General features: G+C 64.8%; 26 protein-coding genes. 19 read left to right on the top strand and 7 right to left on the bottom strand.

Translation table 11 applies throughout. The annotated features are described in order from the left end of the window. Positions 1-13: 13 nt before the first annotated feature. Entirely contained in the window at positions 14-952 is a 939-nt protein-coding gene (gene ispA / locus F790_RS0102970) for a (2E,6E)-farnesyl diphosphate synthase (protein ID WP_051075351.1), read from the bottom strand. Continuing rightward, positions 933-1217, bottom strand: coding sequence for an exodeoxyribonuclease VII small subunit (gene xseB, locus F790_RS0102965; RefSeq protein WP_018870616.1), 285 nt, complete (start codon positions 1215-1217; stop codon positions 933-935). Before xseB ends, ispA begins: the two co-directional genes overlap by 20 nt. Before the next feature lie 198 nt (positions 1218-1415). Here xseB and F790_RS0102960 point away from each other — a divergent pair, with 198 nt between their 5' ends. The 6 genes from F790_RS0102960 (at position 1416) to F790_RS14470 (ending at position 7724) form a co-directional block, all read left to right on the top strand. Next, the gene (locus F790_RS0102960) at positions 1416-1835 is read left to right on the top strand and encodes a rubrerythrin family protein (protein ID WP_018870615.1); all 420 of its coding nucleotides are present in this window, start codon (positions 1416-1418) and stop codon (positions 1833-1835) included. 90 nt (positions 1836-1925) lie between these two features. Next, positions 1926-3272, top strand: coding sequence for a heterodisulfide reductase-related iron-sulfur binding cluster (locus F790_RS0102955; protein ID WP_019021379.1), 1347 nt, complete (start codon positions 1926-1928; stop codon positions 3270-3272). Positions 3273-3293: 21 nt separating this feature from the next. Next, positions 3294-3599 (top strand): encapsulin-associated ferritin-like protein, encoded by a 306-nt coding sequence (locus F790_RS0102950; RefSeq protein WP_019021378.1) that lies wholly within the window; start codon positions 3294-3296, stop codon positions 3597-3599. A 47-nt stretch (positions 3600-3646) separates the two neighbouring features. After that, entirely contained in the window at positions 3647-4258 is a 612-nt protein-coding gene (locus tag F790_RS0102945; RefSeq protein WP_019590802.1) for a DUF3501 family protein, read from the top strand. 607 nt (positions 4259-4865) lie between these two features. Next, complete coding sequence (locus F790_RS14780) at positions 4866-7037, top strand: SEC-C metal-binding domain-containing protein (protein WP_083938850.1); 2172 nt, start codon at positions 4866-4868, stop codon at positions 7035-7037. A gap of 102 nt (positions 7038-7139) precedes the next feature. Beyond that, positions 7140-7724, top strand: coding sequence for a hypothetical protein (locus tag F790_RS14470; protein WP_156824317.1), 585 nt, complete (start codon positions 7140-7142; stop codon positions 7722-7724). Between the two features lie 103 nt (positions 7725-7827). Here the strand turns inward: F790_RS14470 and radA are convergent, their stop codons facing one another. The 3 genes from radA to F790_RS0102930 form a co-directional block, all read right to left on the bottom strand. Continuing rightward, on the bottom strand, positions 7828-9177 hold the full coding sequence (radA, locus tag F790_RS0102940) for a DNA repair protein RadA (RefSeq protein ID WP_018870611.1): 1350 nt from the start codon (positions 9175-9177) through the stop codon (positions 7828-7830). A gap of 1 nt (position 9178) precedes the next feature. Continuing rightward, complete coding sequence (locus tag F790_RS0102935; RefSeq protein WP_019590801.1) at positions 9179-10459, bottom strand: HlyC/CorC family transporter; 1281 nt, start codon at positions 10457-10459, stop codon at positions 9179-9181. A 79-nt stretch (positions 10460-10538) separates the two neighbouring features. Further along, positions 10539-11339: an inner membrane protein YpjD gene (locus F790_RS0102930; RefSeq protein WP_019590800.1), complete on the bottom strand. Its 801-nt coding sequence runs from the start codon at positions 11337-11339 to the stop codon at positions 10539-10541. A 134-nt stretch (positions 11340-11473) separates the two neighbouring features. On the opposite strand from F790_RS0102930, the gene ffh reads away from it, so the two are divergent. From ffh to F790_RS0102870, 12 genes are all read left to right on the top strand, one after another. Further along, the gene (gene ffh, locus F790_RS0102925) at positions 11474-12862 is read left to right on the top strand and encodes a signal recognition particle protein (protein WP_019021373.1); all 1389 of its coding nucleotides are present in this window, start codon (positions 11474-11476) and stop codon (positions 12860-12862) included. 89 nt (positions 12863-12951) lie between these two features. Continuing rightward, positions 12952-13212 (top strand): 30S ribosomal protein S16, encoded by a 261-nt coding sequence (rpsP, locus tag F790_RS0102920; RefSeq protein WP_018870607.1) that lies wholly within the window; start codon positions 12952-12954, stop codon positions 13210-13212. 16 nt (positions 13213-13228) lie between these two features. Further along, the gene (rimM, locus tag F790_RS0102915) at positions 13229-13738 is read left to right on the top strand and encodes a ribosome maturation factor RimM (RefSeq protein WP_018870606.1); all 510 of its coding nucleotides are present in this window, start codon (positions 13229-13231) and stop codon (positions 13736-13738) included. 7 nt (positions 13739-13745) lie between these two features. Further along, on the top strand, positions 13746-14513 hold the full coding sequence (gene trmD / locus F790_RS0102910) for a tRNA (guanosine(37)-N1)-methyltransferase TrmD (RefSeq protein WP_018870605.1): 768 nt from the start codon (positions 13746-13748) through the stop codon (positions 14511-14513). A 9-nt stretch (positions 14514-14522) separates the two neighbouring features. Beyond that, the gene (rplS, locus tag F790_RS0102905) at positions 14523-14891 is read left to right on the top strand and encodes a 50S ribosomal protein L19 (protein WP_018870604.1); all 369 of its coding nucleotides are present in this window, start codon (positions 14523-14525) and stop codon (positions 14889-14891) included. A 42-nt stretch (positions 14892-14933) separates the two neighbouring features. Beyond that, positions 14934-15446, top strand: coding sequence for a methylated-DNA--[protein]-cysteine S-methyltransferase (locus F790_RS0102900; protein WP_019590799.1), 513 nt, complete (start codon positions 14934-14936; stop codon positions 15444-15446). 222 nt (positions 15447-15668) lie between these two features. Continuing rightward, on the top strand, positions 15669-16478 hold the full coding sequence (gene soxA, locus F790_RS0102895; protein ID WP_019021372.1) for a sulfur oxidation c-type cytochrome SoxA: 810 nt from the start codon (positions 15669-15671) through the stop codon (positions 16476-16478). Between the two features lie 27 nt (positions 16479-16505). Further along, on the top strand, positions 16506-17186 hold the full coding sequence (soxX, locus tag F790_RS0102890; protein WP_018870601.1) for a sulfur oxidation c-type cytochrome SoxX: 681 nt from the start codon (positions 16506-16508) through the stop codon (positions 17184-17186). Positions 17187-17416: 230 nt separating this feature from the next. After that, positions 17417-18106, top strand: coding sequence for a sulfur oxidation c-type cytochrome SoxX (gene soxX / locus F790_RS0102885; RefSeq protein WP_038033127.1), 690 nt, complete (start codon positions 17417-17419; stop codon positions 18104-18106). A 114-nt stretch (positions 18107-18220) separates the two neighbouring features. Continuing rightward, on the top strand, positions 18221-19114 hold the full coding sequence (locus F790_RS0102880) for a 23S rRNA (adenine(2030)-N(6))-methyltransferase RlmJ (RefSeq protein WP_019590798.1): 894 nt from the start codon (positions 18221-18223) through the stop codon (positions 19112-19114). 33 nt (positions 19115-19147) lie between these two features. After that, positions 19148-21061, top strand: a complete 1914-nt coding sequence (htpG, locus tag F790_RS0102875) for a molecular chaperone HtpG (RefSeq protein ID WP_019590797.1) — start codon at positions 19148-19150, stop codon at positions 21059-21061. Positions 21062-21602: 541 nt separating this feature from the next. After that, positions 21603-22085, top strand: a complete 483-nt coding sequence (locus F790_RS0102870) for a peptidylprolyl isomerase (protein WP_018870597.1) — start codon at positions 21603-21605, stop codon at positions 22083-22085. Between the two features lie 99 nt (positions 22086-22184). On the opposite strand, the gene cydC is transcribed toward F790_RS0102870, so the two are convergent. Then, positions 22185-23825, bottom strand: coding sequence for a thiol reductant ABC exporter subunit CydC (cydC, locus tag F790_RS0102865; RefSeq protein WP_019590796.1), 1641 nt, complete (start codon positions 23823-23825; stop codon positions 22185-22187). After that, on the bottom strand, positions 23822-25510 hold the full coding sequence (gene cydD / locus F790_RS0102860) for a thiol reductant ABC exporter subunit CydD (RefSeq protein WP_019590795.1): 1689 nt from the start codon (positions 25508-25510) through the stop codon (positions 23822-23824). The genes cydC and cydD overlap by 4 nt, the downstream gene beginning before the upstream one ends. Before the next feature lie 206 nt (positions 25511-25716). Here cydD and F790_RS0102855 point away from each other — a divergent pair, with 206 nt between their 5' ends. Further along, positions 25717-25986, top strand: coding sequence for a (2Fe-2S)-binding protein (locus tag F790_RS0102855; RefSeq protein WP_019590794.1), 270 nt, complete (start codon positions 25717-25719; stop codon positions 25984-25986). The last annotated feature ends 44 nt before the right edge of the window (positions 25987-26030 follow it).

Here is a 26030-nt window from a genome sequence, read left to right as displayed (position 1 = left end):
GGAGGGCACCGGCTCAGTGGATGCGGTCGACAATGTAACGCGCGAGATGGCGAAGCAAATCGGCCTCTGCATCCAGGGGTTGCAGCGCCTCCAGGGCCTGGTCGACCAGCGCCACCGCGCGTTCGCGCGAGGCTTCCAGGCCCATCAGCGCGGGGAAGGTCGACTTGTCCAGGCGCGCATCCGCTCCGCAGGCCTTGCCCAGGGTCTCCGGATCACCCTCGACGTCCAGGATGTCGTCGCGGATCTGGAAGGCCAGGCCGATGCATTCGGCGTAGTCGGTCAGGCGCGCCAGCAGGGCGTCGTCGGCGCCGCCGGCCAGCCCGCCCAGGCGAACCGAGGCGCGGATCAGGGCGCCGGTCTTCAGCCGGTGCATGCCCTCCAGCCCCGGCAGATCCAGGCGCCCGCCGCAGGCTCCCAGATCGATGGCCTGGCCCCCGGCCATGCCCTGCAGGCCGGCGGCGCGGGCCAGTTCCTGCAGCATGACCGGGGCGCGCCCGGCCGGCAGTGCCGCCGTCCCGCTCGACAGCGTGACAAAGGCCTGCGCCTGCAGGGCGTCGCCGGCGAGGATCGCGGTGGCTTCGTCGTAGGCCCGATGACAGGTCGGGCGTCCGCGCCGCAGTTCGTCGTCATCCATCGCCGGAAGGTCGTCGTGGATGAGCGAGTAGACGTGGATCATCTCCACCGCCGCGGCTGCGGCATCCAGCGCGTCCTGCGGGGCCCCCAGGGCCTTGCCGGTGGCATATACCAGCAGCGGGCGCAGGCGCTTGCCGCCGGAGAGGGTGGCATAGCGCATTGCCTCGATCAGCCGGGCGTCGGGCGCGCCGGCCGGATCGAGGGCTCGGTCCAGGACCCCCTCGATGCGTTCCTGATACGCGGGGATGGCCTGTTCGGGCGAGGTGGTGGCTGTCACGTCGGGCGTCCGCGGGTCCGGATCAGAAGGGCACCGGGTCATCGTCATCCGTCGCGGGCGGGGTCCCGCTGGCGGCTTCCGGGTTGCCGGAGGTTTCGGTGGTCAGGGCTTCCATGCGCCGCTGGGCCTCGTCGAGGGCCCGCTGGCAGCGATCGACCAGCTGCATACCCTGCTGGAACTCCTCCAGCGACTGTTCCAGACCCAGCTCGCCCGACTCCATGCGGGCCACCAGGGTCTCCAGGGCCTCCAGGCTGGCTTCGAAGTCGGCCGGGGTTCCGGGTGCGGGATCGGGAGTCTCGTCGGACATGGCGATTGTCGGCTGCAAAAGCGGCCAAAGTACCGGATCCGCGCGTGCGTGAAAAGCACGAGGGGGCAGGTTGACAGGGCCGGGGACAGGGCATACATTTGCCGTACGGTTTAGACAGAGTCTAAATCACTGTCTGCACTCGATGCGACACTCGCTCGCTGTGTCTGTGTAGAACCCATACGAAGAAGGAGAGACATCATGGATCTGAAAGGCAGCAAGACCGAAGAAGCCCTGAAGGAAGCGTTTGCCGGCGAATCGATGGCGAACCGTCGCTATCTGTACTTCGCTTCGAAGGCGGACGTGGAAGGCTACAATGACGTGGCTACCGTGTTCCGCTCCACCGCGGAAGGTGAAACTGGCCACGCCCATGGGCATCTCGAGTACCTCGAGGACTGTGGTGACCCGGCCACCGGCCTGGAATTCGGTGGTACCGAAGCCAACCTGAAGACCGCGGTCGCCGGCGAGACCCACGAGTACACCGACATGTACCCGGGCATGGCCAAGACCGCGCGCGACGAAGGCTTCGACGAAGTCGCCGACTGGTTCGAAACCCTGGCCAAGGCGGAGCGTTCCCACGCCAACCGCTTCCAGAAGGCGCTGGACCAGCTGGACGACTGATCGTCGCGGCTCGTGTCCCGCAGCGGGGCCGGCTCAGCCGGCCCCGTCTTGTCTGCAAGAACAGAACAATCAGAACATCCGGAGGGATGAATGTCTGCGCCGACCCATCAACGTGAAGGCAGTCTCGAAGCCCCGACCCGCCATCCACTGGACTGGAAGAACCCCGAGTTCTACAACGAGGAATCGTTGTTCAACGAACTCGAGCGCGTCTTCGATATCTGCCACGGCTGCCGGCGCTGCGTCAGTCTGTGTCATTCATTCCCCACGCTGTTCGATCTGGTCGACGAATCCGAGACCATGGAAGTCGACGGGGTCGACAAGAAAGATTTCTGGCAGGTGGTGGATCACTGCTACCTGTGCGACCTGTGCTACCTGACCAAGTGCCCCTACGTCCCGCCGCACGAGTGGAACGTGGATTTCCCGCACCTGATGCTGCGGGCCAAGGCATTCCGGTTCCAGAACGAGGGTGCGAAGACCTCGCACAAACTGCTCTCCAGTACCGACACGGTGGGCAAGCTGGCGGGCATTCCGGTGGTGGCCGGCGCGGTCAACGCGGCCAACAAGAACGGAACCGTGCGCAAGCTGCTGGACAAGACCGTCGGCGTGCACCCGGACGCCCCGGTGCCCGAGTATCACTCGAACAAGGGCCGTTCGCGCGTGTCGAAGGTGTCCGGCGGGGTGAGCAACCCGGAACCGGCCGGTGCCACTCAGGGCCGGGTCGCGCTGTATGCCACCTGCTACGGCAATTACAACGAGCCGCACCTGGTCGAGGACCTGGTCAAGGTCTTCGAGCACAACGGCATCGAGGTCACGCTGGTCGAGAAGGAGCAGTGCTGCGGCATGCCCAAGCTCGAGCTGGGTGACCTGGAGTCCGTGGAGGCCTCCAAGGACGCGAACATCCCGGCGATGAAGAAGATGATCGACCAGGGCTACGACATCGTCGCCCCGGTGCCATCCTGCGTGCTGATGTACAAGCAGGAACTGCCGCTGATGTTCCCCGATGAGCAGGACGTGGCCACGGTACGCGATCGTATCTTCGACCCGTTCGAGTACCTGATGGAGCGCCACAAGGACGGCAAGCTGAACACCGACTTCCCGGAAAAGCTGGGCAAGATCGCGTATCACGCCGCCTGCCATCTGCGCGTGCAGAACATGGGCCTGAAGACCCGCGATCTGCTCAAGCTGGTGCCGGACACCGAGATCGAGACCGTCGAGCGCTGTTCCGGGCATGACGGTACCTATGGCGTGAAAAGCGAGTTCTACGAGACGGCCAGCAAGATCTGCCGTCCGGTCGTGAACCGCGTGACCAAGGCCGAGGCCGACCACTTCTCCAGTGACTGCCCGATGGCCGGCCACATGATCGAGAACGGCATGAAGGACGACGACAAGCAGCCCGAGCACCCGCTGACGCTGCTGCGTCAGGCCTACGGGCTGTAACACCCATCAGGAGGGAAGCGAATGGCCAGTGACAGCTACCACGAACCGGTCGAGGAGCTCAGCGACGAATCGCGCGAGATGCATCGCGCCATCGTTTCGCTGATGGAAGAGCTCGAGGCGGTCGACTGGTACCAGCAGCGCATGGACGCCTGCAAGGATCCCGAACTGAAGGCGATCCTCGCGCACAACCGCGACGAGGAGATCGAACATGCGGCGATGGTGCTGGAGTGGATCCGGCGCCGGAACCCGGTGTTCGATCGCGAACTCAAAGACAATCTCTGGTCCGACAAGGACTACACCGACAAAAGCCAGCATCACGACCACTGATGCCCCGTGCGGGTGATGTGGCTCCCGGTGCTCGAGGAGGTGAGAACATGGTAACGGAGGAAAACGTGGACAAGCTCAGCCGTGACGACCTGTATTCCCTGGAACAGTATTCCGAGGTACGGCCCAATTTCCGCCGCGACGTGATGGAGCACAAGCGCCACCGCGTGCTGCAGATCGGTCCTGCGGTCACCCTGCACTTCGAGGATCGCATGACCATGCAGTACCAGATCCAGGAGATGCTGCGGGTCGAGAAGATCTTCGACCGCGAAGGCATCGAGGACGAGCTGGGTGCCTACAACCCGCTGATCCCGGACGGCTCCAACTGGAAGGCGACCATGATGGTCGAATTCCCCGACGCGGACGAGCGCAAGGTGCAGCTGTCGAAGCTGATCGGCATCGAGCGCGTGACCTGGGTGCAGGTGGAAGGCCACGACAAGGTCTACCCCATCGCCAACGAAGACCTCGACCGCGAGACCGAGGACAAGACCTCGTCGGTGCACTTCCTGCGCTTCGAGCTGACCCCGGCGATGGTATCGGCGGTCAAGTCCGGCGCGGCCATCGCCGCGGGCGTGGAGCACGAGAATTACAACCACCGCGTGGACGCCGTGCCCGAGGGCATGCGCGAATCGCTGGCGGCGGATCTCGACGCCGTGAACTGACGCGCGGACTTCCACGCGCAGCAGTGAAAAAGGCGCCTTCGGGCGCCTTTTTCGTGTGCAGGCCCGGTCGAACCGGACGGCGGCAGGTTCAGGTTCCCGTCCGACGCTCGCGTGCCAAACCTCGCCAGAACTCCGAGCCGGACTATCCCATCCAATTCTGTCTTCACGACGTTATACAGATTCCGTATAGCATCTCCGGCCCCACCCGAATTGCCAACCCTGTACCGACGATTTCTGCCTCGCGCTAATCCGGTGCTGAGCAATGCCCCCGCCCTAGGGTCCGCCAGGCAACGCCCTGGTAGCGAAGTGATAAACCGTTCCGCCCGGACAGCTTATCGGTGGCCCACCTGTCGGTTAACTCCATGAAAACAGGCACGTTCCGGTGCCTCTCCGCCAAACCGCATCCCCTTCCGGCACGGCTTTCTGTCGCCATGAGTTCCCCCTCCCTGTTTAGCCATGATTCCATCATGGCTAAACTGTCGGAGCAGAAGCGGCCAGAGAAAGGAGCGGTGCCGCGAGGATCAGGTGATATACAGATTCTGTCTATCGGCAATATGGCAGATTCTGTCTAATCTGCTGTTAGGCAATGCAATCTGGAGAGTGGTGAATGCCGCTAAATAAAAAAGCTAGAAATGAAAGCGACGTATTCAAAGAACTAGAGGATCTTTGTCAATCTCCTGGTTACATTCACGCAATCGCATATTTCTGTTTTCGAGATAATACCATCAGGTACGCCGATGAAGTGAAGCCTGAAGACGTATTGCAACAATTCTCAATGGAGCGTTTGGTAAGAACAGAAATATCTACACTAATTGGACTGGCATGTAAAAAGGATATAGATGAAACATTGCCTTCGCCAGATCTGATGCAAGAGTATGTTAGTAGAACTGATGCTCTACTTCAGGAATTGCATCAATCCATGATGCCGCCAATGCAAGAGGTATTTAACCCCACTAAAATTGGGGATGATAACTTTAACCCATTCACCTCTGGCGCCTTATTAAGAGAATCAATTTTTTATGGTGGTGAATCAGCATATCACTTTCAGTATAGAGATTTATCAAAAGATAAGTATAGAAAAGATAATGCATGGCTGATTGAAAACAAGGGCTATTCACTAGAGCAAGCCATCTCCGCCATTTCGTCAATTCAGGCGTTACAGAACGATAAGATTAATGATGTCTTTGTTAGTCTGATTGATAAACATCCAGATGAATGGACTGTCTTTGAGGCCTATACCCTTTCCTTAGGAGAAATAGTCGAGAAGTCCGAATTGGATGCAGAGATTGTTAAAAATATTATTAAATCGTTTGTTTCACCAATTGGGCAGAGCGATTTTAAGTCCTTGGACGACTTTAATCCGATAAACGCCTATCCAATCATAAGGCTGCAAGAAGATAAATATCTATTGTTTCAGAATTACAGTTTGGTAGAGGCGTTCTACGAGACACCATTTTTCTGGTTTAATTCGGATGCATCGTATAAAAATATTGCGATGCGTCATCGTGGTGAGTTTACAGAAGAATTTTCAAGCAGACGGCTTAAGCGTGTTTTCGGAGAAAAGCGAGTCTTTCAAAACGTTGATATAGTAGACGATAAGAACAATAAAGCCGGTGAAATAGATGTGCTTGTTGTGTTTGCAAACAGAGCAATAGTGTTGCAGGCAAAGTCAAAAAAGCTAACTATAGCTGCTCGCAAAGGGAATGACTTATCTCTGAAGGACGACTTCAAGAACGCTGTGCAAGATGCATATGATCAAGCCCTTTCATGCTCGAATTATTTAAATGATAGTAACTACAAGCTTTTCGATGAACATGCTAATGAAATAGCGATTAACAGAGAGTTCAAGGAGATTTATCCTTTCTGCGTGGTTTCTGATCATTATCCAGCTTTGTCATTTCAAGCTAGGCAGTTCCTCGAGCAAAAGCCTACTGATGTGATCAAGCCAGCTTTTGTGATGGATGTCTTCTTCTTGGATGTCGTAACGGAGATGCTGGATTCTCCTCTGCATTTTCTAAGCTACGTCAATAGAAGAACGCTGTATGGCGATAAAATATTATCCACGCACGAGCTAACAATCTTGTCATACCATCTAAAACAAAATCTTTGGATGGATGGGGAGTATACAATGATGCAGCTAGAAGATGACATCTGCGCTGACCTAGATCTTGCAATGCTGGCAAGGCGGGATGGCATTCCTGGTAGCGAGACTCCAGATGGGATATTGACAAAGTACGAAGGAACGCACTTCGATAAATTGATCAAGGACATTGAAACACGCGACCATCCAGCCACTATAGATTTCGGATTTATGCTGTTGACACTTAGTGGCGACACAATCGAAATGATAAATGGCGGCATATCGAAACTAGTTGAGCTGGGGAAAAAAGATGGTAAGCATCATGATTTAACGCTTGGCATTAGTGAAGGCAGGACGGGGCTTACTATTCATTGTAATGATAACTCGGACGCCGAGGCTGCGAAGCGATTGGAGCGTCATTGTGAGCTAAGGAAATATGATCAGAAGGCTAACCAATGGTTCGGTGTGTGCATTGGCGCCAGCTCCCAAAGATTGAGATTTGGCGTTAATAGCGATTTCAAATGGCAGCAGTCAGATGAAATGGATGAGATGACTAAGGATCTTCCTAAGCCGCAATCGTTGAAAAGAAAAAAGAAGGTTAAGTTTGAAACAGTAACTAGGAAATCTAAGAAGATTGGGCGCAATGAAAAGTGCCCATGTGGAAGCGGGAGAAAATACAAGAAGTGCTGCTTAAGCTGAGGTCCTTGATCTAGCCATGCCTAACAAAAAGCTGCACTCGGATAAATTACTCGCTGCGCTCGTAATTTACCGGTGAGCAAGGCGTTAGCTCCTGGAGAGAGGATGGACTTCAAGACCTTCGTCGATATTCTTGCCTCACTTGCGGCGATTGTGGCTATTATCTCTGTTTTGGTCGGGTGGTACCGCAGCACTAGAAAACCCTTGAAAATTGTTCGAGTGGTCGTGCACAAGGCGTCGGAAGATATGACGTTCATCTTGGTGACGAAGAATCGACAGCCTTATCCGGTCACGACCAAGCGCATTGACTGTTATAGGAGAAAAATATTTGAGGTCCAGAAAAAGTTCGGAGGCGAGCCGGAGTACTCTGAACGTCTTTCCAGTCGAGAGGCGCTGTTCATGGGAAAGTCAGAGTTTGAAGTACCTGCAAATGCGAACACAGATCTTCGCATAAAGGTGACCGGAACCGCAGACATTCCGAACCGCCTGCTTTTTTCTATGGATACCTCTCATGGGTATCACGAGCTTTGGTGCGACGAAATTAGCGTCCTAGAAGTAGGAAGGACTGAAGTTTACAGCGTGGATTACAAGAAAGAGTACAAATCAAAGTTGGCGGCAAAGGTGATGTATCGCTGGAGATTAGTGCAAGAGCTAACCAGGCGCTGCAGCCGACGGCTTCGCCGCAGCTGAGCTTCAACGTTAGCTGTCAGGTCTCGCCTGGTTGCGTACCGCCAGAGAAGGTACCCGATTGGGGTGAGGGCTGGCGAGTGCGCAGTAGGCCGGGGGCGCTCGGCTACAGTGCGTCGAGGACTTCGCCCAGTCGCGAGACGGCGACCACCTCCATGCCCTTGATCGGCTTGCGCGGGGCGTTGGCGGCGGGGGCGATGGCGCGGGTGTAGCCGTGCTTGGCGGCCTCGCGCAGGCGTTCCTCGCCGTTGGGGACCGGGCGGATCTCCCCGGCCAGGCCCACCTCGCCGAAGGCCAGCAGTTCCTGCGGCAGGGGGCGGTCGCGCAGGCTGGACAGGGCGGCGGCCAGCATCGGCAGGTCGGCGGCGGTCTCGGTCACTCGGACGCCGCCGACGACGTTGATGAACACGTCCTGGTCGAACAGGGCCACGCCGCCATGGCGGTGCAGCACCGCCAGCAGCATGGTCAGGCGGTTCTGCTCCAGGCCCACGGTGATGCGCCGTGGCTGCGAGGCGTGGCTCTCGGCGACCAGGGCCTGGACCTCCACCAGCAGCGGGCGCGTACCTTCGCGGGTGACCATCACTACGCTGCCGGGCACCGGGTTCTCGTGGCGTGACAGGAAGATTGCCGAGGGGTTGGAGACGGGCTTCAGTCCGGTCTCCAGCATCGCGAACACGCCCAGCTCGTTGACCGCGCCGAAGCGGTTCTTGACCGCCCGCAGCATGCGGTAGCGCCCGTCCGGATCGCCCTCGAAGTACAGCACGGTGTCGACCATGTGTTCGAGGATGCGCGGGCCGGCCAGCTGCCCGTCCTTGGTCACGTGGCCGACCAGGATCACGGTGATGCCGCGCTGCTTGGCCAGCCGGACCAGCGCGGCGGCGGCATCGCGCACCTGGCTGACCGAACCCGGTGCGGACTGCGAAGCGGCGGTGAACAGGGTCTGGATCGAGTCGATCACCAGCACCCCGGGGCGTTCGCTTTCGCAGGTGGCGATGATGTTTTCCACCTGCGTCTCGGTCAGCAGGCGCAGGCCGTCCACCTCCAGCCCCAGGCGCTGCCCGCGCATGCTCACCTGCTGGGCCGATTCCTCGCCGGTCACATACAGGGTCTGCTCCGGTGGCAGGGCGGCCAGGGTCTGCAGCAGCAGGGTGGACTTGCCGATGCCGGGGTCGCCGCCGATCAGGATCACCGAGCCGGTGACCAGGCCGCCGCCCAGCGCCCGGTCGAGTTCCGAGATCCCGGTGGAGGTGCGCGGCAGCTCGCCCGTCTCGACCTCGCCCAGCCGGGTGATGCGTGCGCTCTCGCCGGCATAGCCGCCGCCGCGCGGCCCGGCGGAGGCGACCGGCGCGGCCTCCTCGAGGGTGTTCCAGGCGCCGCATTCCCCGCACTGGCCGGCCCATTTGGGCGAGGTCGCGCCGCAGGCGCGGCAGATGTACTGGGTCTTGCTGCGGGCCATGTCAGTCTTCCGGGGTGGTCGGGCTGTGGTGTTCCGGCGGGATGCGCACGGTGCGGATGGTGTTGTTCTTGATCTGCACGATGTCCATTACCACGCCGTTGATGCGCACGCTGACCGGGGCTTCGGGGATGCTCTCGAGGTGCTCCACGATCAGGCCGCTGAGGGTGCGCGGGCCGTCCAGCGGCAGGTCCAGCGCCAGCGCCCGGTTGATCTCGCGCAGGTGGATGCCGCCGTCGACCATGGCCGCGCCGTCGTCCTGGAACAGCACGTCGTCGCTCATGGTCGGCGAGTCGGTGGTGAACTCGCCGACGATGTCCTCCAGCAGGTCCTCCAGGGTGATCAGCCCCTGGATGTCACCGTATTCATCCACCACCAGGCCGATCCGGCGGCGCTGCTGCTGGAAGTTGATCAGCTGGCGGTTCAGCGGCGTGCCTTCGGGGATGAAGCAGGGCGGCGTGACGACCTGGCGCAGCTCGTCGGGGCCGAACTCGTCGCGCTCGATCAGCGGCAGGACATCGCGCAGGTGCAGAAAGCCCAGCACCCGGTCCAGTTCGCCCTCGACCACCGGCAACCGGGTGAAGCTGCCGTGCAGCAGCTGGTCCAGCACCTCGTTCCATGGCTCGGTCAGGTCCAGCACCACGATCTCGTTACGCGGGATCATGATGTCCTCGACCGTGGCCCGTTCCAGATCCAGCAGGTTGAGCAGCATGCGGCGGTGGTTCGGAGGGATCAGCGAGCCCGCCTCGGAGACCACGCTGCGCAGCTCGTCCGCGCTGAGGGCCGAGCGCTGGCGGGCATCCACCGGCACCCCGAACAGCCGCAGGAAGTTGTTGGCCAGCAGGTTGACCAGCCACACCACCGGCCACAGCACCCGCATCAGTACGCGGTAGATGCGCGCCGCCGGGTAGGCCACCCGCTCGCTGTGCAGGGCCGCCAGGGTCTTGGGGGCGGTCTCGGCGAAGATCAGCAGGGTCAGGGTCAGCACGCCGGTGGCGATGGCCACCCCGGTGTCGCCGAACAGCCGCCAGCCGATGATGGTTGCGATCTGGGCGATCAGGATATTGACGAAGTTGTTGCCCAGCAGGATCAGCCCGATCAGGCGGTCGGGCTGATCCAGCAGGCGCGCGGCGATGGCCGCCCCGCGATGCCCGGTCTGGGCGCGATGGCGCATGCGGTAGCGGTTCAGCGCCATCAGCGCCGTCTCCGAGCCGGAGAAAAAGGCCGACAGCAGGAACAGCACGAGCAGCGCGCCGAACAGGACGGACAGCGGGATCTCTTGCAACGGGGGGACCTGCGGTCAGGTGTGGGCGGATTCCATTTCAGGCAAGCCCCGCGAGGCTGTCAAGCGCGGGGGCAGGGGCTCAGACGCGCCCGAGGATGACCTCCAGCACCAGCTTGGTGCCGAAGTAGGCCAGCACCAGCGCGACGAAGCCGCCGGTGGTCCAGGCCAGCGCGCGCGATCCGCGCCAGCCCAGGCGCCAGCGCCCCAGCAGGAGCACGGAGAAGATGACCCAGGCCAGGATCGACAGCACCGACTTGTGCACCAGGTCCTGAGCGAACAGGTCGTCGACGAAGATCATGCCCGAGATCAGGCTCAGCCCGAGGAACAGCCAGCCGATGAAGATCATGCGGAACAGCCACAGTTCCATGGAGAACAGCGGCGGCAGGTAGCGTACGATCCCGCGCGTGTGGTGGTCGTGCAGGGCGCGGTGCTGGGCGGTCATCACCGCAGCCTGGGCGGTGGACAGGGCGAGGAAGGCCCAGCCCAGCGCCGAAAACAGTACGTGCACCGCGATTCCGGCCGAGGTAGCGTAGCGGGCGTCGCCGTCGCACAGCAGTGCGGTCAGTGCGGCCAGCAGGGTCAGTGGCAGGACCACCATGCCCAGGATCGCCAGCGGGTGGCGCAGGGCGGTGACCCACAGCAGGGCCGCCACCAGCCACATCGAGGCCGACAGGGCGTTGCCCAGGCACAGGTTCCAGCCGGTGCCGGTGACAACCGCCGGTACCAGCGCCACAACGTGGGCGATCAGCGCCAGCAGCCACACTGCCAGCGGTCCGCGTGGCTGCCCGGCGGCCAGCGGTCGGTCGCGTATCCCCAGGGCCAGGTAGCCCAGCGCGATCAGGTACAGAAAAACGGCGATGGTTCCGGCGATCGTGGTCATGCGCGGATTATCCCTTGTCACGCCCGCGAATGCACTTCGTCACCGCGGCTGCAGGGGACCCCCGGTCACGGGTATAATGCCCGATTCGATGCGGGCCGTACCCCCGCCGATTTCATCCGCAGGAGACACGTCCCATGTTCGACGGCCTTTCCAGTCGCCTCCAGGACACGATGAAGCGTCTGAAGGGTCAGGCGCGCCTGACCGAGGACAACATCCAGGAGGCCCTGCGCGAAGTGCGCATGGCCCTGCTCGAGGCCGACGTCGCGCTGCCGGTGGTGCGCGAGTTCGTGAAGGACGTCAAGGAAAAGGCGCTGGGCAAGGAGGTCATCGGCAGCCTGACGCCGGGGCAGGCCCTGATCAAGGTCGTGCACGACGAGCTGGTCGCGACCATGGGGGGCGAGAACGCCTCGCTGAATCTGGCCGCGCAGCCGCCGGCGGTGGTGCTGGTGGCCGGCCTGCAGGGCGCGGGCAAGACCACCAGTATCGGCAAGCTGGCGAAGCTCCTGCGCGAGCGCGACAAGAAACGCGTGGCGGTGGTCAGCTGCGACGTCTACCGCCCCGCCGCGATCCAGCAGCTGGAGACCCTGGCCGGCCAGGTCGAGGTGACCTTCTACCCCAGCGATACTTCGCAGAAGCCCGACGATATCGCCACCGACGCGGTGCAGCGGGCCCGCCGCGAAGGGATCGACGTGCTGCTGGTGGACACCGCCGGGCGCCTGCACGTCGACGAGGACATGATGGCCGAGGTGCAGACCCTGCACTCGGCGGTCGAACCGGTGGAGACCCTGTTCGTGGTCGACTCCATGACCGGGCAGGACGCCGCCAACACCGCGCGCGCGTTTGGTGACGCCCTGCCGCTGACCGGTGTGGTGCTGACCAAGGCCGATGGCGATGCCCGCGGGGGTGCCGCCCTGTCGGTGCGCCAGATCACCGGGGTGCCGATCAAGTTCATCGGCACCGGCGAACGCCCCGACGGGCTCGAGCCCTTCCATCCGGAACGTATCGCGTCCCGTATCCTCGGCAAGGGCGACGTGGTCTCTCTGGTGGAAGAAGCCTCGCGGCAGGTCGACGAGGAAAAGGCCGAGAAGCTCACGCGCAAGCTGAAGAAGGGGCGCGGCTTCGACCTGAACGACCTGCGCGAACAGCTGGCCCAGATGGAGAAGATGGGCGGCATGGGCAGCATGCTGGAAAAGCTGCCCGGCGGCGGCAAGATGCAGGAGGCGATCAAGAATCAGGCCGGCGACAAGGAGATCCGGCGCATGCAGGCCGTGATCTCGTCGATGACCGACGAGGAACGCCGCCACCCGGACATCATCAAGGGGTCGCGCAAGCGCCGCATCGCCGCGGGCTCCGGCTGCCAGATCCAGGACGTCAACCGCCTGCTCAAGCAGCACACCCAGATGAGCAAGGCGATGAAGAAATTTTCCAAGGGCGGCGCATCGAAAATGATGCGGGCCCTTGGAGGACAAATGGGCGGCATGGGCGGCCCTGGAGGCCCCGGAGGGGGGCTGCCGAAACGCTGACGACGGGGCTTCGGCCTTGTCTTGGCGCTGCAATTCGTTATAATCGCGCGTTTTCTCGCGAAACCGAACTTCACGGGGTTCAAGACTTCATGCTTACAATTCGTCTGTCACGCCGCGGCGCCAAGAAGCGCCCCTTCTACTCGATCGTGGTGACCGACTCCCGCGCCCGCCGCGACAGCGGCTACATCGAGCGCGTCGGTTTTCACAATCCGGTTGCCCGCGGTCAGGAAATCCCGCTGAAGATCGACCTCGAGCGGGTCGATTACTGGCTGAGCCACGGTGCCGGCATGTCCGAGCGCGTGGAGCACCTGGTCAAGGGGTACCGCAAGCAGCAGGCTGCGGCGGCCTGACCGCCGGGAGACGCAGGTGAGCGAGGCGGGTGAGCGCATCCGCGTCGGACGCGTCTCCGGGGTCTACGGCGTCAGGGGCTGGGTCCGGATCTTTTCCGAGACCGAGCCGCGTGACGCCATCACCGGTTTCCCCCGCCTGTGGATGAAGCAGGCCGAGGGATGGCGGCTGGTGGAGATTGAAAGCGGCCGCGCGCACGGCCCCGGCGTGGTCATCAAGTTCGCCGGGGTGGCCGATCGCGATGCCGCCTACGGACTGATGGGGGCCGAGCTGGCGATCGAACGCGAGTGGCTGCCCCCGGCGGAAGAAGGCGAGTACTACTGGGCCGACCTGCAGGGCCTGTCCGTTGAACATGTCGACGGCACGCCGCTGGGGACGGTCACCGGTTTCATGGAGACCGGCGCCAATGACGTGATGGTCGTGAGCGGTGAACGCGAGCGGCTGATCCCCTGGGTGCAGGGTCCGTACATCCTCGAGGTCGATCTCGAGGGCGGACGGATCCGGGTGGACTGGGATCCGGAATACTGACGCGGCGATGCGCTTCGACGTCATCACCCTGTTCCCGGAGCTGGTCGCATCCGTGACGCAATGGGGCATCCCGCGCCGGGCCGTGGAGGCCGGGCAGATGGACCTGCGGACCTGGAATCCCAGGGACTGGGCCAGCGGGGTGCACCAGGCGGTGGACGACCGGCCCTATGGCGGCGGCCCCGGCATGGTCATGCAGGTGCCGCCGCTGAAGGGGGCGCTGGACGCCGCCCGGGCCGATGGCCGCGAGGCGCTGCACGTGGTCGCGCTGACCCCGCAGGGACGGCCGCTGGATCAGCAGCGGGTTCGGGCCCTCGCGGCAAGGCCGCGGGTGGCGCTGGTCTGCGGCCGCTACGAAGGGATCGACGAACGCTTCATCGAAGCCGAAGTCGATGAAGAAATCTCGCTGGGAGACTACGTGCTCTCCGGCGGGGAACTGGGCGCCATGGCGATCATCGATGCCTGCGCCCGCCTCCGGCCCGGGGTGCTGGGGCATGCGGATTCCGCCGAGCAGGATTCCTTCAGCGAGGGCCTGCTGGACTGTCCGCACTACACCCGGCCGGAGGAACTGAACGGACACCGCGTCCCCGGCGTCCTCCTTGGAGGCGACCACGGCGCGATCCGCCGCTGGCGCCGCCGTGAGGCGCTGGGGCGTACATGGAGCCGCAGGCCGGATCTGCTGGCCCGGCTCGAACTGGGGGGCACGGATCAGGCCCTGCTGGACGAATACCGCGAGCGTCACCCGCGAGGTGGCGTCCGCTCCGAGAGCGATGATTGAGGTCGAGCAATGAATAACGTCATTCAGCAACTGGAAGCCGAGCAGATGAAATCCGATGTCCCGGATTTCGGCCCGGGCGATACCGTGGTGGTGCAGGTCAAGGTGCGCGAAGGAGAGCGCGAGCGCCTGCAGGCCTTCGAGGGCGTAGTGATCGGCAAGCGCAACCGCGGCCTGAACTCCGCGTTCACCCTGCGCAAGACCTCCTACGGCAACGGAGTGGAGCGCACCTTCCAGACCCACAGCCCGCAGATCGCCGAGATTCAGGTCAAGCGTCGCGGCAAGGTCCGTCGCGCCAAGCTGTACTACCTGCGCGATCGTACCGGCAAGGCCGCGCGCATCAAGGAAGACGTGCGCGCCCGGGCCAAAGGCCGCGGCTGACTTCCGGGCCGCGGTTGGTCCCGCGGACCCCCGCGCGAGCGCATGCAAGGCCGGCGCTGCATCCTCCCGGGTGCATCGCTGGCCTTTGTGTATGCCTGCGATCCCGAAAACTCCCTCCTCCTGCTCGGCTGGGAAGGCCATGAGACGCGGGTTTCCGTCCCGCTGCGCCTGCCCTTCGCTCCCGAGGTCTACGCCCGGGACCCGCGTGCCTGGGTTCCGCCCGATTGCCTGCCGCCCGGCAGCCCGCATCAGCAACGGGTCTGGCACGCGCTGACTCGCATCCCCGCCGGCGAAACCCGCACCTACGGCCAGATCGCCCGCGCCATTGGCTCCTCGCCGCAGGCCGTGGGCCAGGCCTGTCGTGCCAATCCCTGGCCCCTGTTCATCCCCTGTCATCGTGTCCTGCCGGCCGGCGCCGCCCCCGATCGCGGATCCGCGGGGGGATACGCCGGCCAGGTTGAGGGCCCCCTGGCCGCCGCCAAACAGGCCCTCCTGCGCCACGAAGCCAACCGGCAAACCGAAATCAACGGGCACTTTTTGCAAAAAGGGGAATAGATCCGTTCCCCGGGGCGTCTGCCTGTCGGTGCCGGACTGCAAGAACCCTTGAAAAACAGACTTTTAAAAAACGCTAATATAGCGTTTGTTTGTTGACACGGTGTTCACGCATTCCGCACTCTGCAGCGTAGGTTCGGGCGACGGAGACCCGGGCCCATCGAATAAAACCGTGTGATGGAGGTTTCCATGTTCAAGAAAGCATTGCTCGCCTTGCCCGTAGCAATGGCGGTCGGGGGCGCTGCCCAGGCCGGCGAATGGCAGGACCCGACCGATGTCCTGCAGAAGCTGCTCGACGCCAATCCCGATTCGGCGTATCTGCATCAGAGTGAGCAGAACATCATGATGATGCCGGACAACCCCGCCCTGTGGGTGGCGGAAGACGGCGAGCAGCTGTTCTACGAGGAACGCGGGCCGAACAACGCATCGCTGGAAGGCTGCGACTTCGGCAAGGGCGAGGGCGTGCTGGAAGGCGCCTACGTGGAGCTGCCGCGCTACTTCGAGGACGTCGGCAAGGTCATGGATTTCGAGCAGCGCCTGGTGCACTGCATGAAGGAAATCCAGGGCTACGACGCCGATGACGCGGCCGTCGCGCAGCGCCACGGCAGCGGTTCGGACATCATGCAGCTGACCACCTATATCGCCATGCAGTCTTCCGGCATGGAGTGGCAGCCGCAGAACGATCATCCCGAGGAACAGGCGATGATCGCGGCCGGCGAGAAGCTGTTCTTCCGTCGCGGCGGAGCCCAGGACTTCAACTGCGCCTCCTGTCACGGTCAGTCCGGCAAGCGCATTCGTGCGTCGGTCCTGCCCGAGATGCGTAACTCCCAGGAATGGACCAAGGCGGTCTCCTGGCCGGCCCAGCGTGCCGGGCACGACAACGTCCGCAGTCAGAACCACCGCATCCGTGGTTGCGTGTGGCAGATGCGCCACGCCGGCATCAAGCCGGACTCGATGGCCAACACCGCGCTCATCGCTTTCTGGAATGACGCGGCGCGTGGCGAACCGGCGATCCTGCCCGACCTGAAGCGGTAACCCCGGACGCAATAGGAGACAGCAAGCATGTTCAAGAAAAATACTGTTGCGGCCGGTGTGGCCGCCTTTGCAACCGTCGCGCTGGCAACGGGCTGCGCCGTGGCCGAGGGCAACAAGTCGGACGACGTCGACATCACTGCGATGAGTGCGGACGAGCTGGCCGAATACATGATCTTCGAGTCGGACAGCTTCCGCTATGACCAGGTCCCGCAGGAAGGCGGTACCATGGAAGAGCGCATGACCCAGGACGAGATCCAGGCGGCCTGCTCGATCGAGGGTGACCCGGACGGCGAGACCGCCGGCCGCGTGGTGGCCCTGGCCCGCGAGCAGTACGAGGCCCCGGAAGGCGACATCGAGCTGGGCGACTGGGAGCGTGGTGAAGAGCTGGCGTTCTCCGGCTACGGCTATCGGATCGGTCACCGTACCGATGACCATTCCACCCGCGAAGCCGGCGGCAACTGCGTCAACTGCCACGTGTTCGATCCGGAAGGTCCCACGCAGGGCACCATCGGGCCGAGCCTGGTGAACTACGGCGCAACCCGCGGCGACAGCCAGGCCATCCGGGAATACGTCCATCAGGTCATCCACAACCCGCACCAGTACTTCCCGTGTGCGGAAATGCCCCGGTTCCAGGGCCTCCTGAGCGAGGAGCAGATCAGCCACATCATGGCCTATCTGCTGGATCCGGAGTCCCCGGTCAACAACTGATCCGGGGCAGCCGCAAGGCTGCATGACGATCCGTTCGGCGGATCGTGACCCGGGCCGCCGCGTTCCTCGCGGCGGCCCCCTCCCGGGGCATTCGCCACGGGACCAGACATTATTCACCATCGCACCCGCGATCCGGGCTCAACCGGGCGCCGCCGTGCACCCTGCCGGTGCCGCCGGTGTGGCTGCGGTCGCGAGTTCGGCGGCGAAACGGAATCGGGGAGACATCAGGGATGCCAGGCCACAGGGTACGTTGGGGGTTGCCGCTTGCCGTGTCGGCGGCGTTGTTCACCACGGGGTGTCAGTTCTTCGGCGACGCCGATGAGGGCGAGATCGACATCGCCTCGATGGAGACGGACGAACTGGTTGAACATATCGTGTTCGAATCGGACAGTTATCGACTGGACCAGCCCGTTCAGGAAGGCGGTTCGGCCCGCGGGCGCATGGAGCAGGATGACCTGCAGCGTGCATGTTCCGTGGTCGGAGGGGAGCTTCCGGACGATCAGGTGCAGGAGGTGATCACCCTCGCCCGGGAGAGCTACGAGGCACCCCCCGGGGGGCCGCGTCTGGGTGACTGGGAACGGGGCGCGGAGCTCGCCCGTTCCGGCTACGGGTTCCGCGTGGGGCATCGCAACGATGACCACTCGACGCGCACTCCCGGCGGTAACTGCTACGCCTGTCACCAGATGGACCCGAACGAAGCGGTTTATGGCACGATCGGGCCGAGCCTGGCCGGGTACGGGAACGGCCGGGGTACCGACGAGGCGTCCCTGCGGTATGCGCATGAGGTGATCTCGAATCCGCACCAGTATTTCCCCTGTACGGAGATGCCCCGGTTCGGTTCCAATGAACTGCTGAGCGAGCGGGAGATCAGCCACATCATGGCCTATCTGCTGGACCCGGAGTCCCCGGTAAACCAGTAAACTGCCCCCGCAGCGGGCGCCGCGCTTCGTGACCCGGGGCCGGCCGCAAGGAAGTCCAGCCACCGTGGTCCGCTGCGGTGGTTTTTTTATGGCCGGGGCGAAAGGGAGCGAGCCATGCTCAGCTATCAGCACGACTACCACGCCGGCAATTTCGCCGATATCCACAAGCATCTGGTGCTGCGCGCGGTGCTGGCGGCATTGCAGCGGCGGAACAAGCCGTTCGTGGCGCTCGATCTGCATGCCGGGGCCGGGGTTTATGACCTGGACGGCGAGCGGGCGCGCAAGACCGGCGAGGCGGCGCTCGGCATCGAGCGCCTGCGCGCCTGTGCTTGCGAAACCGCGCTGCCGGAGGCGGTGACCGGGTTTCTGGAGACCGTGCAGCAGGTGGCCGGGACCGACGGGTATCCGGGATCACCGGCGTTGATCCGCGCGTCCCTGCGCGAGAATGACCGGCTGGTGGCCTGCGAGATGCACCCCGAGGCCCACGAACGCCTGCAGCGCGCGTTCGCCGGGGATGCGCGCTGCCATGTGCACCGGCGCGATGCGCGCGAGGCCGCCCGCGGGCTGTTCCCGCCGCAGCCGCGGCGCGGGTTCGCCCTGCTGGACCCTTCGTATGAACGCCCGGCGGAATACCGCGAAGTGGCGGAGATGGCGGAGACCATCCTGGCGCGCTGGAACACCGGGATGGTGCTGATCTGGTATCCGGTGCTGGCGGGGCGTCCCGATCACCCCCTGATGGAACGGCTGTGCACCCGGAGCATCCCCTGGGTGCGGAGCGAACTGCGCCTGCGTGATGATCCCGGCGTGGAGCGCGGGGCGCATCCCGGGCTCGCAGGCTCCGGCATGCTGGTGCTGCGTCCGCCGTGGCAACTGGAAGAAGAGCTGGCCGCAACGCTGCCCGCGGTGCTCGGCTGTCTCGATCCGGAGGGCGAGGGGGCGCTTTATCGAGCCGAGGGGCTTGAAGAAGGCGGCGGCGACCCCACCCTTCGGCGTGTTGCCAATGTCTGAACCCATCCGAACCCATCACGGAGTCGTAATCCCATGACCGAAACCCGGACCGAGCAAGCCGCCTGCGCGGAAACCCGCCAGTTCGAGACCGAGGTCAGCCAGCTGCTGCAGCTGATGATCCACTCGCTGTATTCCAACCGCGAGATCTTCCTGCGCGAGCTGATTTCCAACGGCGCGGACGCCTGCGACAAGCTGCGCTTCGAGGCGACCGCGAACCCCGACGAGATCCCGCAGCCGGCCGAGCTGCACATCGACGTGGACGTGGACAAGGATGCCCGCACCGTGACCGTGCGCGACAACGGCATCGGCATGTCGCGCGACGAGGTGATCCAGCAGATCGGGACCATCGCCCATTCGGGTACCCGGGCCTTCCTCGAGAAGCTGACCGGCGACCAGCAGAAGGATGCCCAGCTGATCGGGCAGTTCGGGGTCGGGTTCTATTCCTCGTTCATCGTGGCCGACCACGTGCGCGTGGAGACCCGGCGCGCCGGTACCGGGGTCGAGGCCGGCACGCGCTGGGAGTCGAAGGGCGATGGCGAATACACCCTCGCCGAATGCGAGCGCGCGGAACCGGGCACCGAGATCACCCTGACGCTCAAGGAAGACGCCGACGAGTTCCTCGAGCCGATGCGCCTGCGCCACGTGATCGGGCGCTACTCGGACCATGTGGCCTTCCCGATCCGCATGCGCCAGCAGGACGACGAAGGCAATCCGACGGACGAGTGGGAGACCGTCAACCGCGCCAGCGCGCTGTGGACGCGGCCGAAAAGCGAGATCTCCGACGAGGAATACCGCGAGTTCTACAAGCACGTCGCGCACGATTTCGAGGACCCGGTGGCCTGGACCCACAACCACGTGGAAGGTCGTCAGGAGTACACCACGCTGTTCTACATCCCCGGCCGGGCGCCGTTCGACCTGTGGGATCGCGACGCCCGCCACGGGGTGAAGCTGTACGTGAAGCGCGTGTTCATCATGGACGACGCGGAGAAGCTCCTCCCGAACTACCTGCGCTTCGTGCGCGGGGTGGTGGACTCGTCCGATCTGCCGCTGAACGTCTCGCGCGAGATCCTGCAGGATAACCGCCTGGTGGATTCCATCCGCTCGGGGTCGGTGAAGAAGATCCTCGGCCTGCTGGAGAACATCGCGAAGAACGAGCCGGAGAAATACGCCGGGATCTGGGACAACTTCGGTCGCGTACTCAAGGAAGGCCCCGGCGAGGACTTCGCCAACCAGCAGCAGATCGCGGGCCTGCTGCGCTTCGCCAGCACGCACAACGACGATGACACGCAGAACGTTTCTTTCGCCGACTACAAGGCACGCATGAAGGAAGGGCAGGCCGCGATCTACGTGATCAGCGCCGACAACGCCGCCGCCGCGCGCAACAGCCCGCACCTGGAGGTGTTCCGCAAGCACGGCATCGAGGTGCTGCTGCTGTCCGACCGGGTGGACGAATGGCTGCTGTCCAACCTGCGCGAGTTCGACGGTACGCCGATCCGGAACGTGGCCAAGGGCGACCTTGATCTCGACAACATCATCGGCGAGCAGGATTCCGACGACGCGGACAACACCGAGGACCGGAAGGATGACGAGCTGGGCGACCTGCCCGAGCGCATCCAGGGCGCGCTGGGTGACCGGGTCGACTCCGTGCGCCCGTCGAAGCGGCTGGTGGACTCGCCGGCCTGCATCGTCCTCGGCGAGCACGAGATGGCGCTGTATCTGCAGGAGCTGCTGAAGCAGGCCGGACAGGAGACCTTCTCCTCGAAGCCGGTACTGGAGGTCAATGCGCAGCACCCGCTGGTGGAGCGGCTGAAGACGGCGGAAGGCGACGACTTCAACGACCTCGCCTCGCTGCTGTTCGAACAGTCCCTGCTGGCCGAGGGCGGGCAGCTACAGGATCCGTCCGGGTTCGTGCAGCGCCTGAACCGGTTCCTGCTGCAGGCGGCCTGAGCGGCCGCCCGTCGCGGACTCTGTACGCAACGCATGCGCCGGGCTCCTGCCCGGCGTTTTTGTTTGCGGCAGGTCCCGGCGGCCTGCGTGTCCTGCCAGTACCGGGAGGCGGCCGGCACCGTGACACCGTGGCCGTCATCGCGACCCGCCAGGTTCTCCCTCCCCCGTCATCGCAAGTCGCCAAGCCTCTCCTGCCCCGTCATCGCGAGTCGCCAAGCCTCTCCTGCCCCGTCATCGCGAGTCGCCAAGCCTCTCCTGCCCCGTCATCGCGAGTCGCGAAGCGACGTGGCGATCTCCGGCCGAAGCCAACCGGATCCTGCGTGCAGCCAGCTTCGGCCGATTGCCACGTCGCCTTCGGCTCCTCGCAATGACGAGGACTAGTGGCTTCATGCACGGACGAAGACCAGTGGCTCCATGCAATGAGGGGGAAGTTTCCCTGTGACAGGGAACGGCGTTGCCTGAACACCGTGGCCGGGGCCTGTGACGCGAGGGGGGCGGTCACGTTACCCTGTCGGGCCATATCTCAAGAGAGCAAAGCCCAATGCAAGTCGCGCAGAACTCCGTGGTGTCCATCCACTACAAGCTCACCAACGACTCCGGTGAGACCATCGACAGCTCCGAAGGCCGCGAGCCGCTGGCCTACATGCACGGCAACGGCCAGATCGTGCCGGGCCTCGAGCGCCAGCTGGAAGGCAAGGCCGCCGGTGACAAGGTCCAGGCCACGGTGCCGCCGGAAGAAGGCTACGGCGAGAAGATCGACGCCATGGTCCAGGAAGTCCCGATGGAGGCCTTCCAGGGCGTCGACTCGATCGAGCCGGGCATGCAGTTCCAGGCCCAGACCGAAAACGGTCCGCTGACCGTGACGGTCACCAAGGTCGAGGGCGACACCGCCACGGTGGATGGCAACCATCCGCTCGCCGGCCAGACCCTCAACTTCGATGTCGAGGTGGTGGACGTGCGCGAGGCCTCCGCGGAAGAGCTGGAACACGGCCACGCCCACGGGCCGGGCGGTCACGAGCACTGATCCTGCCTGCCGGGCCGGCCCCCGCCCGGTCCGGGACCCCCGGCGGTCGCATCCCCGTGGCTGCCGGGTCTTTCTTCCCTCTCCCGTTTTCCTGAAGACCTAAAGTGCCAGCCGTGGCCAGTGCGCCGGCATGCGCCGGGGTGCGTGGGTCACGATGACCGTCTGCCGCGCCTCCAGCCAGGGCCCGATGCGCTCCAGGATCGCCGCCTCGGTGGCTTCGTCCAGTCCTGCAAAGGGTTCGTCCAGCAGGGCGACCGGCCGGTCCTGCAGCAGCAGCCAGGCCAGCGCCACCCGGCGTGCCTGCCCGCCGGAAAGATTGCCGGCATCCTCGCCCAGCGGATACTCCAGGCTGTAGCCCATGCGCTGCAGCAGCGGCGCGATGCGCACCTGATCCAGTACCGCCCACAGGCGGTCGGCGGGCAGATCCGGGCGGCCCAGGCGCAGGTTGGCGGCCAGGCTGTCGTCCAGCAGGCGCACGCGCTGGGGCAGGTAGCCGATCAACCGGTGGCGGGTGTCGGGATCCAGCGTGGTCAGATCCTGTTCGCCCCACCGCAGTTCGCCGCCGGTGGGTGCCAGCTCGCCGGCCAGGGTCTCCAGCAGGGCGGTCTTGCCGCGCCCGCTGATGCCGTGAATCACCAGCGGATAACCGGGCTCCGGCCGGATGTCCAGCGGGCCGGCCAGCGGGCGGTCGGCGCGGAAGCCGACGCTCAGGCCACGCGCTTCCAGCGGGCCGGAGGGCAGTTCGACCGGCTCTGCCCCGGCGGGCTCCGGACCCTCGGCTCCGGCCTCGGTCTCGCGCAGGCGCCGGGCCGCTTCCAGGCTCTCGCCGAGGCGCCACCAGGCGCCGGGCAGGCTGCCCAGCGCCTCGTTGAGGCCCAGGGTCATCAGGGTGAGCAGCACGGCGACCGGCCCGGAGATCAGCCCCTCGGCGTAGGCATGCAGCGCGTAGCCCAGCATGGCGAGGGTGGTCAGCATCACCACCAGCTGCACGCCCTGTTCGCCCAGCACCCCCGCGCGTTCCTGGGTCAGGCGCCGCGCGGCACCCTCGCGGGCCCGGCGGGCCAGGGCCGCCCGGTGCTCCTCCAGGCGGCCGAAGGCGGTGAGCTCCGGCAGCCCGCCGAAGTAGTCCAGCAGGGCCACGCGTTCATTGGACTCTTCCCGCACCAGCCGGCGGCCGTGGCGCTGACCGGCAGCCGCCGCGAGCCCGGCGGTGATCAGGGTGATCGCGGCGGCGACCAGCAGAATGACCGCGGCGAGCGGCGGGGCCAGCCACAGGGCGATCGCCACGGCGCCGACCAGCGCCAGCAGGGCCCCGACCATCGGTCCCACCACCCGCAGCGGGATGGCGTCCAGGGTGTCGATGTCGCTGGTCAGGCGGGCCTGCAGGTCGCCGCTGCGCAGACTCGCCAGGCTTCGCGCCGGCCAGCGCGCCAGCTGGCGGAAGGTGGTCGCGCGCAGGTCGGCGAGGATGCGCAGGACCGCTTCGTGTCCGGTCACGCGCTCGAAATAGCGGGCGATCGTGCGCAGCACCGCTGCCGCGCGAATCCCGCCGGAGGGCGAGTAGATGTCCAGGGTGGCGAGTACGCCGGCCCCGGCCAGCGCCGTGGCGGTGATGAACCAGCCCGACAGGGCGAGCAGCACGATGCCGCTGACCCAGGTCACCGCCAGCAGCAGCCAGGCCAGCAGGCTCCAGCCGAGGCGTGCGCGGAACAGGCGTTGCAGGTATTCGCGGTCCGTCATGCGAGGCTCTCCACGCGGCCTTCGGCCAGCCGGACCACCCGGCTGGCACGTTCCCGGACGGCACCGCGGTGGGCCGCGATGACCAGGGTGATGTCGTGCTCGGCGGCCAGGGCGAACAGGGTGTCCAGCAGGGCGGCCTCGGTCGCCTCGTCGAGCGCGCTGGTGGGTTCGTCCAGCAGCCACAGGGGATGCCCGGCGAGGATCCCGCGGGCCATCGCGATGCGCTGGGCCTGCCCCCCGGAGATCCCGGTGTTGCCTTCGCCGATGGCGGTATCCAGCCCGTCCGGCAGCTGCGGGTCATCCACCGGCAGGCCGGCGCGGGCGAGGGCGTTATTCATCGCCGCGTCGCTTACCGGTTCGGCGCTGGCCAGCTGCAGATTGTCGCGCAGGCTGCCATGAAACAGGTGGGCGTCCTGGCCGATCCACACGAACCGCTGCAGGTCGTCGGCCATGCGGATCTCGCCGCTGGCCGGGCGCAGGAAGCCGGCCAGCAGCGCCAGCAGGGTGGACTTGCCGGAGCCGCTGGGGCCGGTTACCGCCAGGTGTTCCCCGCGGCCGATCTGCAGGTCGATGTCGTGCAGGGCCGGTTGGGCGGTATCCGGATACTGCACCTGCACTCCGGCCAGGTGTACCGCCGTCCGCGGGCTGTCCGGCGCCCCGGGCGGGGCGGTGGCGGGGCCACCGGCCGGCTGCAACAGGGGCGCCAGGGACTCGGCCGCGGCCAGCGCGGCAGCCCGGTCGTGATAGCTCTGCGCGAACTGGCGCAGGGGCAGGAAGTATTCGGGCGCCAGCACCAGGATGAACAGCCCGGTGAACAGGGTCAGGCTGCCGGCCGGACCGTAGTCGATCGCCCCGAACAGGCCGAAACCGATATAGATGGCCAGCAGGCCGATGGCGACCGCGCTGAAGAATTCCATGATCGCCGACGACAGGAACGCGACTCGCAGCACGCGCATGGTCAGGCGGCGGTGTTCGTCGCTGGTGGCTACCACCGCCTCGCGGGCCGCCTGCGTGGCGCGCGCGCGGCGCAGAAAGTCGAGGCTGCGCAGGCGGTCGAGGAAGTGCCCGGCGAGGCGGTTCTCCTCGTCCTGCTGGCGGCGGTGGATCTGTTCGGCGCCCATGCCGACCAGGGCCATGAAGGCGGGAATCAGCGGTGCCGAGAGCAGCAGCAGTCCGGCGGCGAGCCAGTCCAGCCAAGCCACCGTCAGCAGCAGCACCAGCGGGGTCAGGATCACCATGCGGGTGCCGGGCAGGTAGCGGGCGTAGTGGCCGGTCAGGTCTTCCACTCGCCGCAGGTAGTGATCGACCCAGGCCCCTGAAGGGGCCCGGTGCGCCAGATGGACGGGGCCGTCGCGCCGGGCCGCGTCCAGCAGTTCCTCGCGCAGTTCACGCTTGACCGCATCCGCCAGACGATGGCCGGCGCCATCGCGCAGGGCCTGCAGGGCATAGCGCAAGACCGCCGCCACCGCCGCGCCCGCCAGCACCATGCCCAGTGGCAGACGGTCCGGTGCGAACAGCGCCATGTGGACTGCCCAGGCGATCAGGCCGGCCAGGGCCACGGTGGCCAGGGTGGCGCCCAGCCCGGCGGCGGTGGCGCCCAGCAGCCAGTGGCGGTGCGGACGCATGCGCGCCTGCAGCCAGGGGCCGGGGCGCGGAAGGCCGGAGTCGGGGGCGTCGGCGGGCATCGAAATCCTTCTGTGACGGGGCGGGGTCCGCGGGTCCGGGGCGGCCCCGGGACGGAAATTCGAAACTAATCTATAAGAAGATGCTGATCAATGGACCCGGCAACGGGTGGGGGCCGACACACCTGAAAAGAATAGTGTTGAAAAGCATTCTCATTAGCGGTAATGTCGCCTCATCCACCCATTGCCAAGGGCCGGAGCCGTCAAAGATGATTGTATGTGTCTGCAATGCCGTGCGCGAACGCCAGATTCGGGAGCTGGTGGCGCAAAGTGATACCCGCGTCCGTATGCGCGATCTGCGCGAACAGCTGGGTGTGTGCGGTGATTGCGGAAAGTGCGCACGGCGGGCCCGGGGGATCCTGCGCGACTGCGCGGATCGCGCGGGCGAGCCGGTGGCCGGACACGCTCCGGCCGGGGGCTTCGCGGGCATTCCGGTGACGGCCGGGAGCATGGCAGCGGGGGCCTGCGCGGCCACCTAGGATCGGTCCGGTGCGCCCCGCGCGCCCCTTCAGGCAACGAATTC

Origin of the sequence: Thioalkalivibrio sp. ALE20 (assembly GCF_000381405.1) — a bacterium.
GTDB lineage: Bacteria > Pseudomonadota > Gammaproteobacteria > Ectothiorhodospirales > Ectothiorhodospiraceae > Thioalkalivibrio.
The sequence above is the reverse complement of the archived record's forward strand: the minus strand, read 5'-3'. Positions and strand labels throughout refer to the sequence as shown.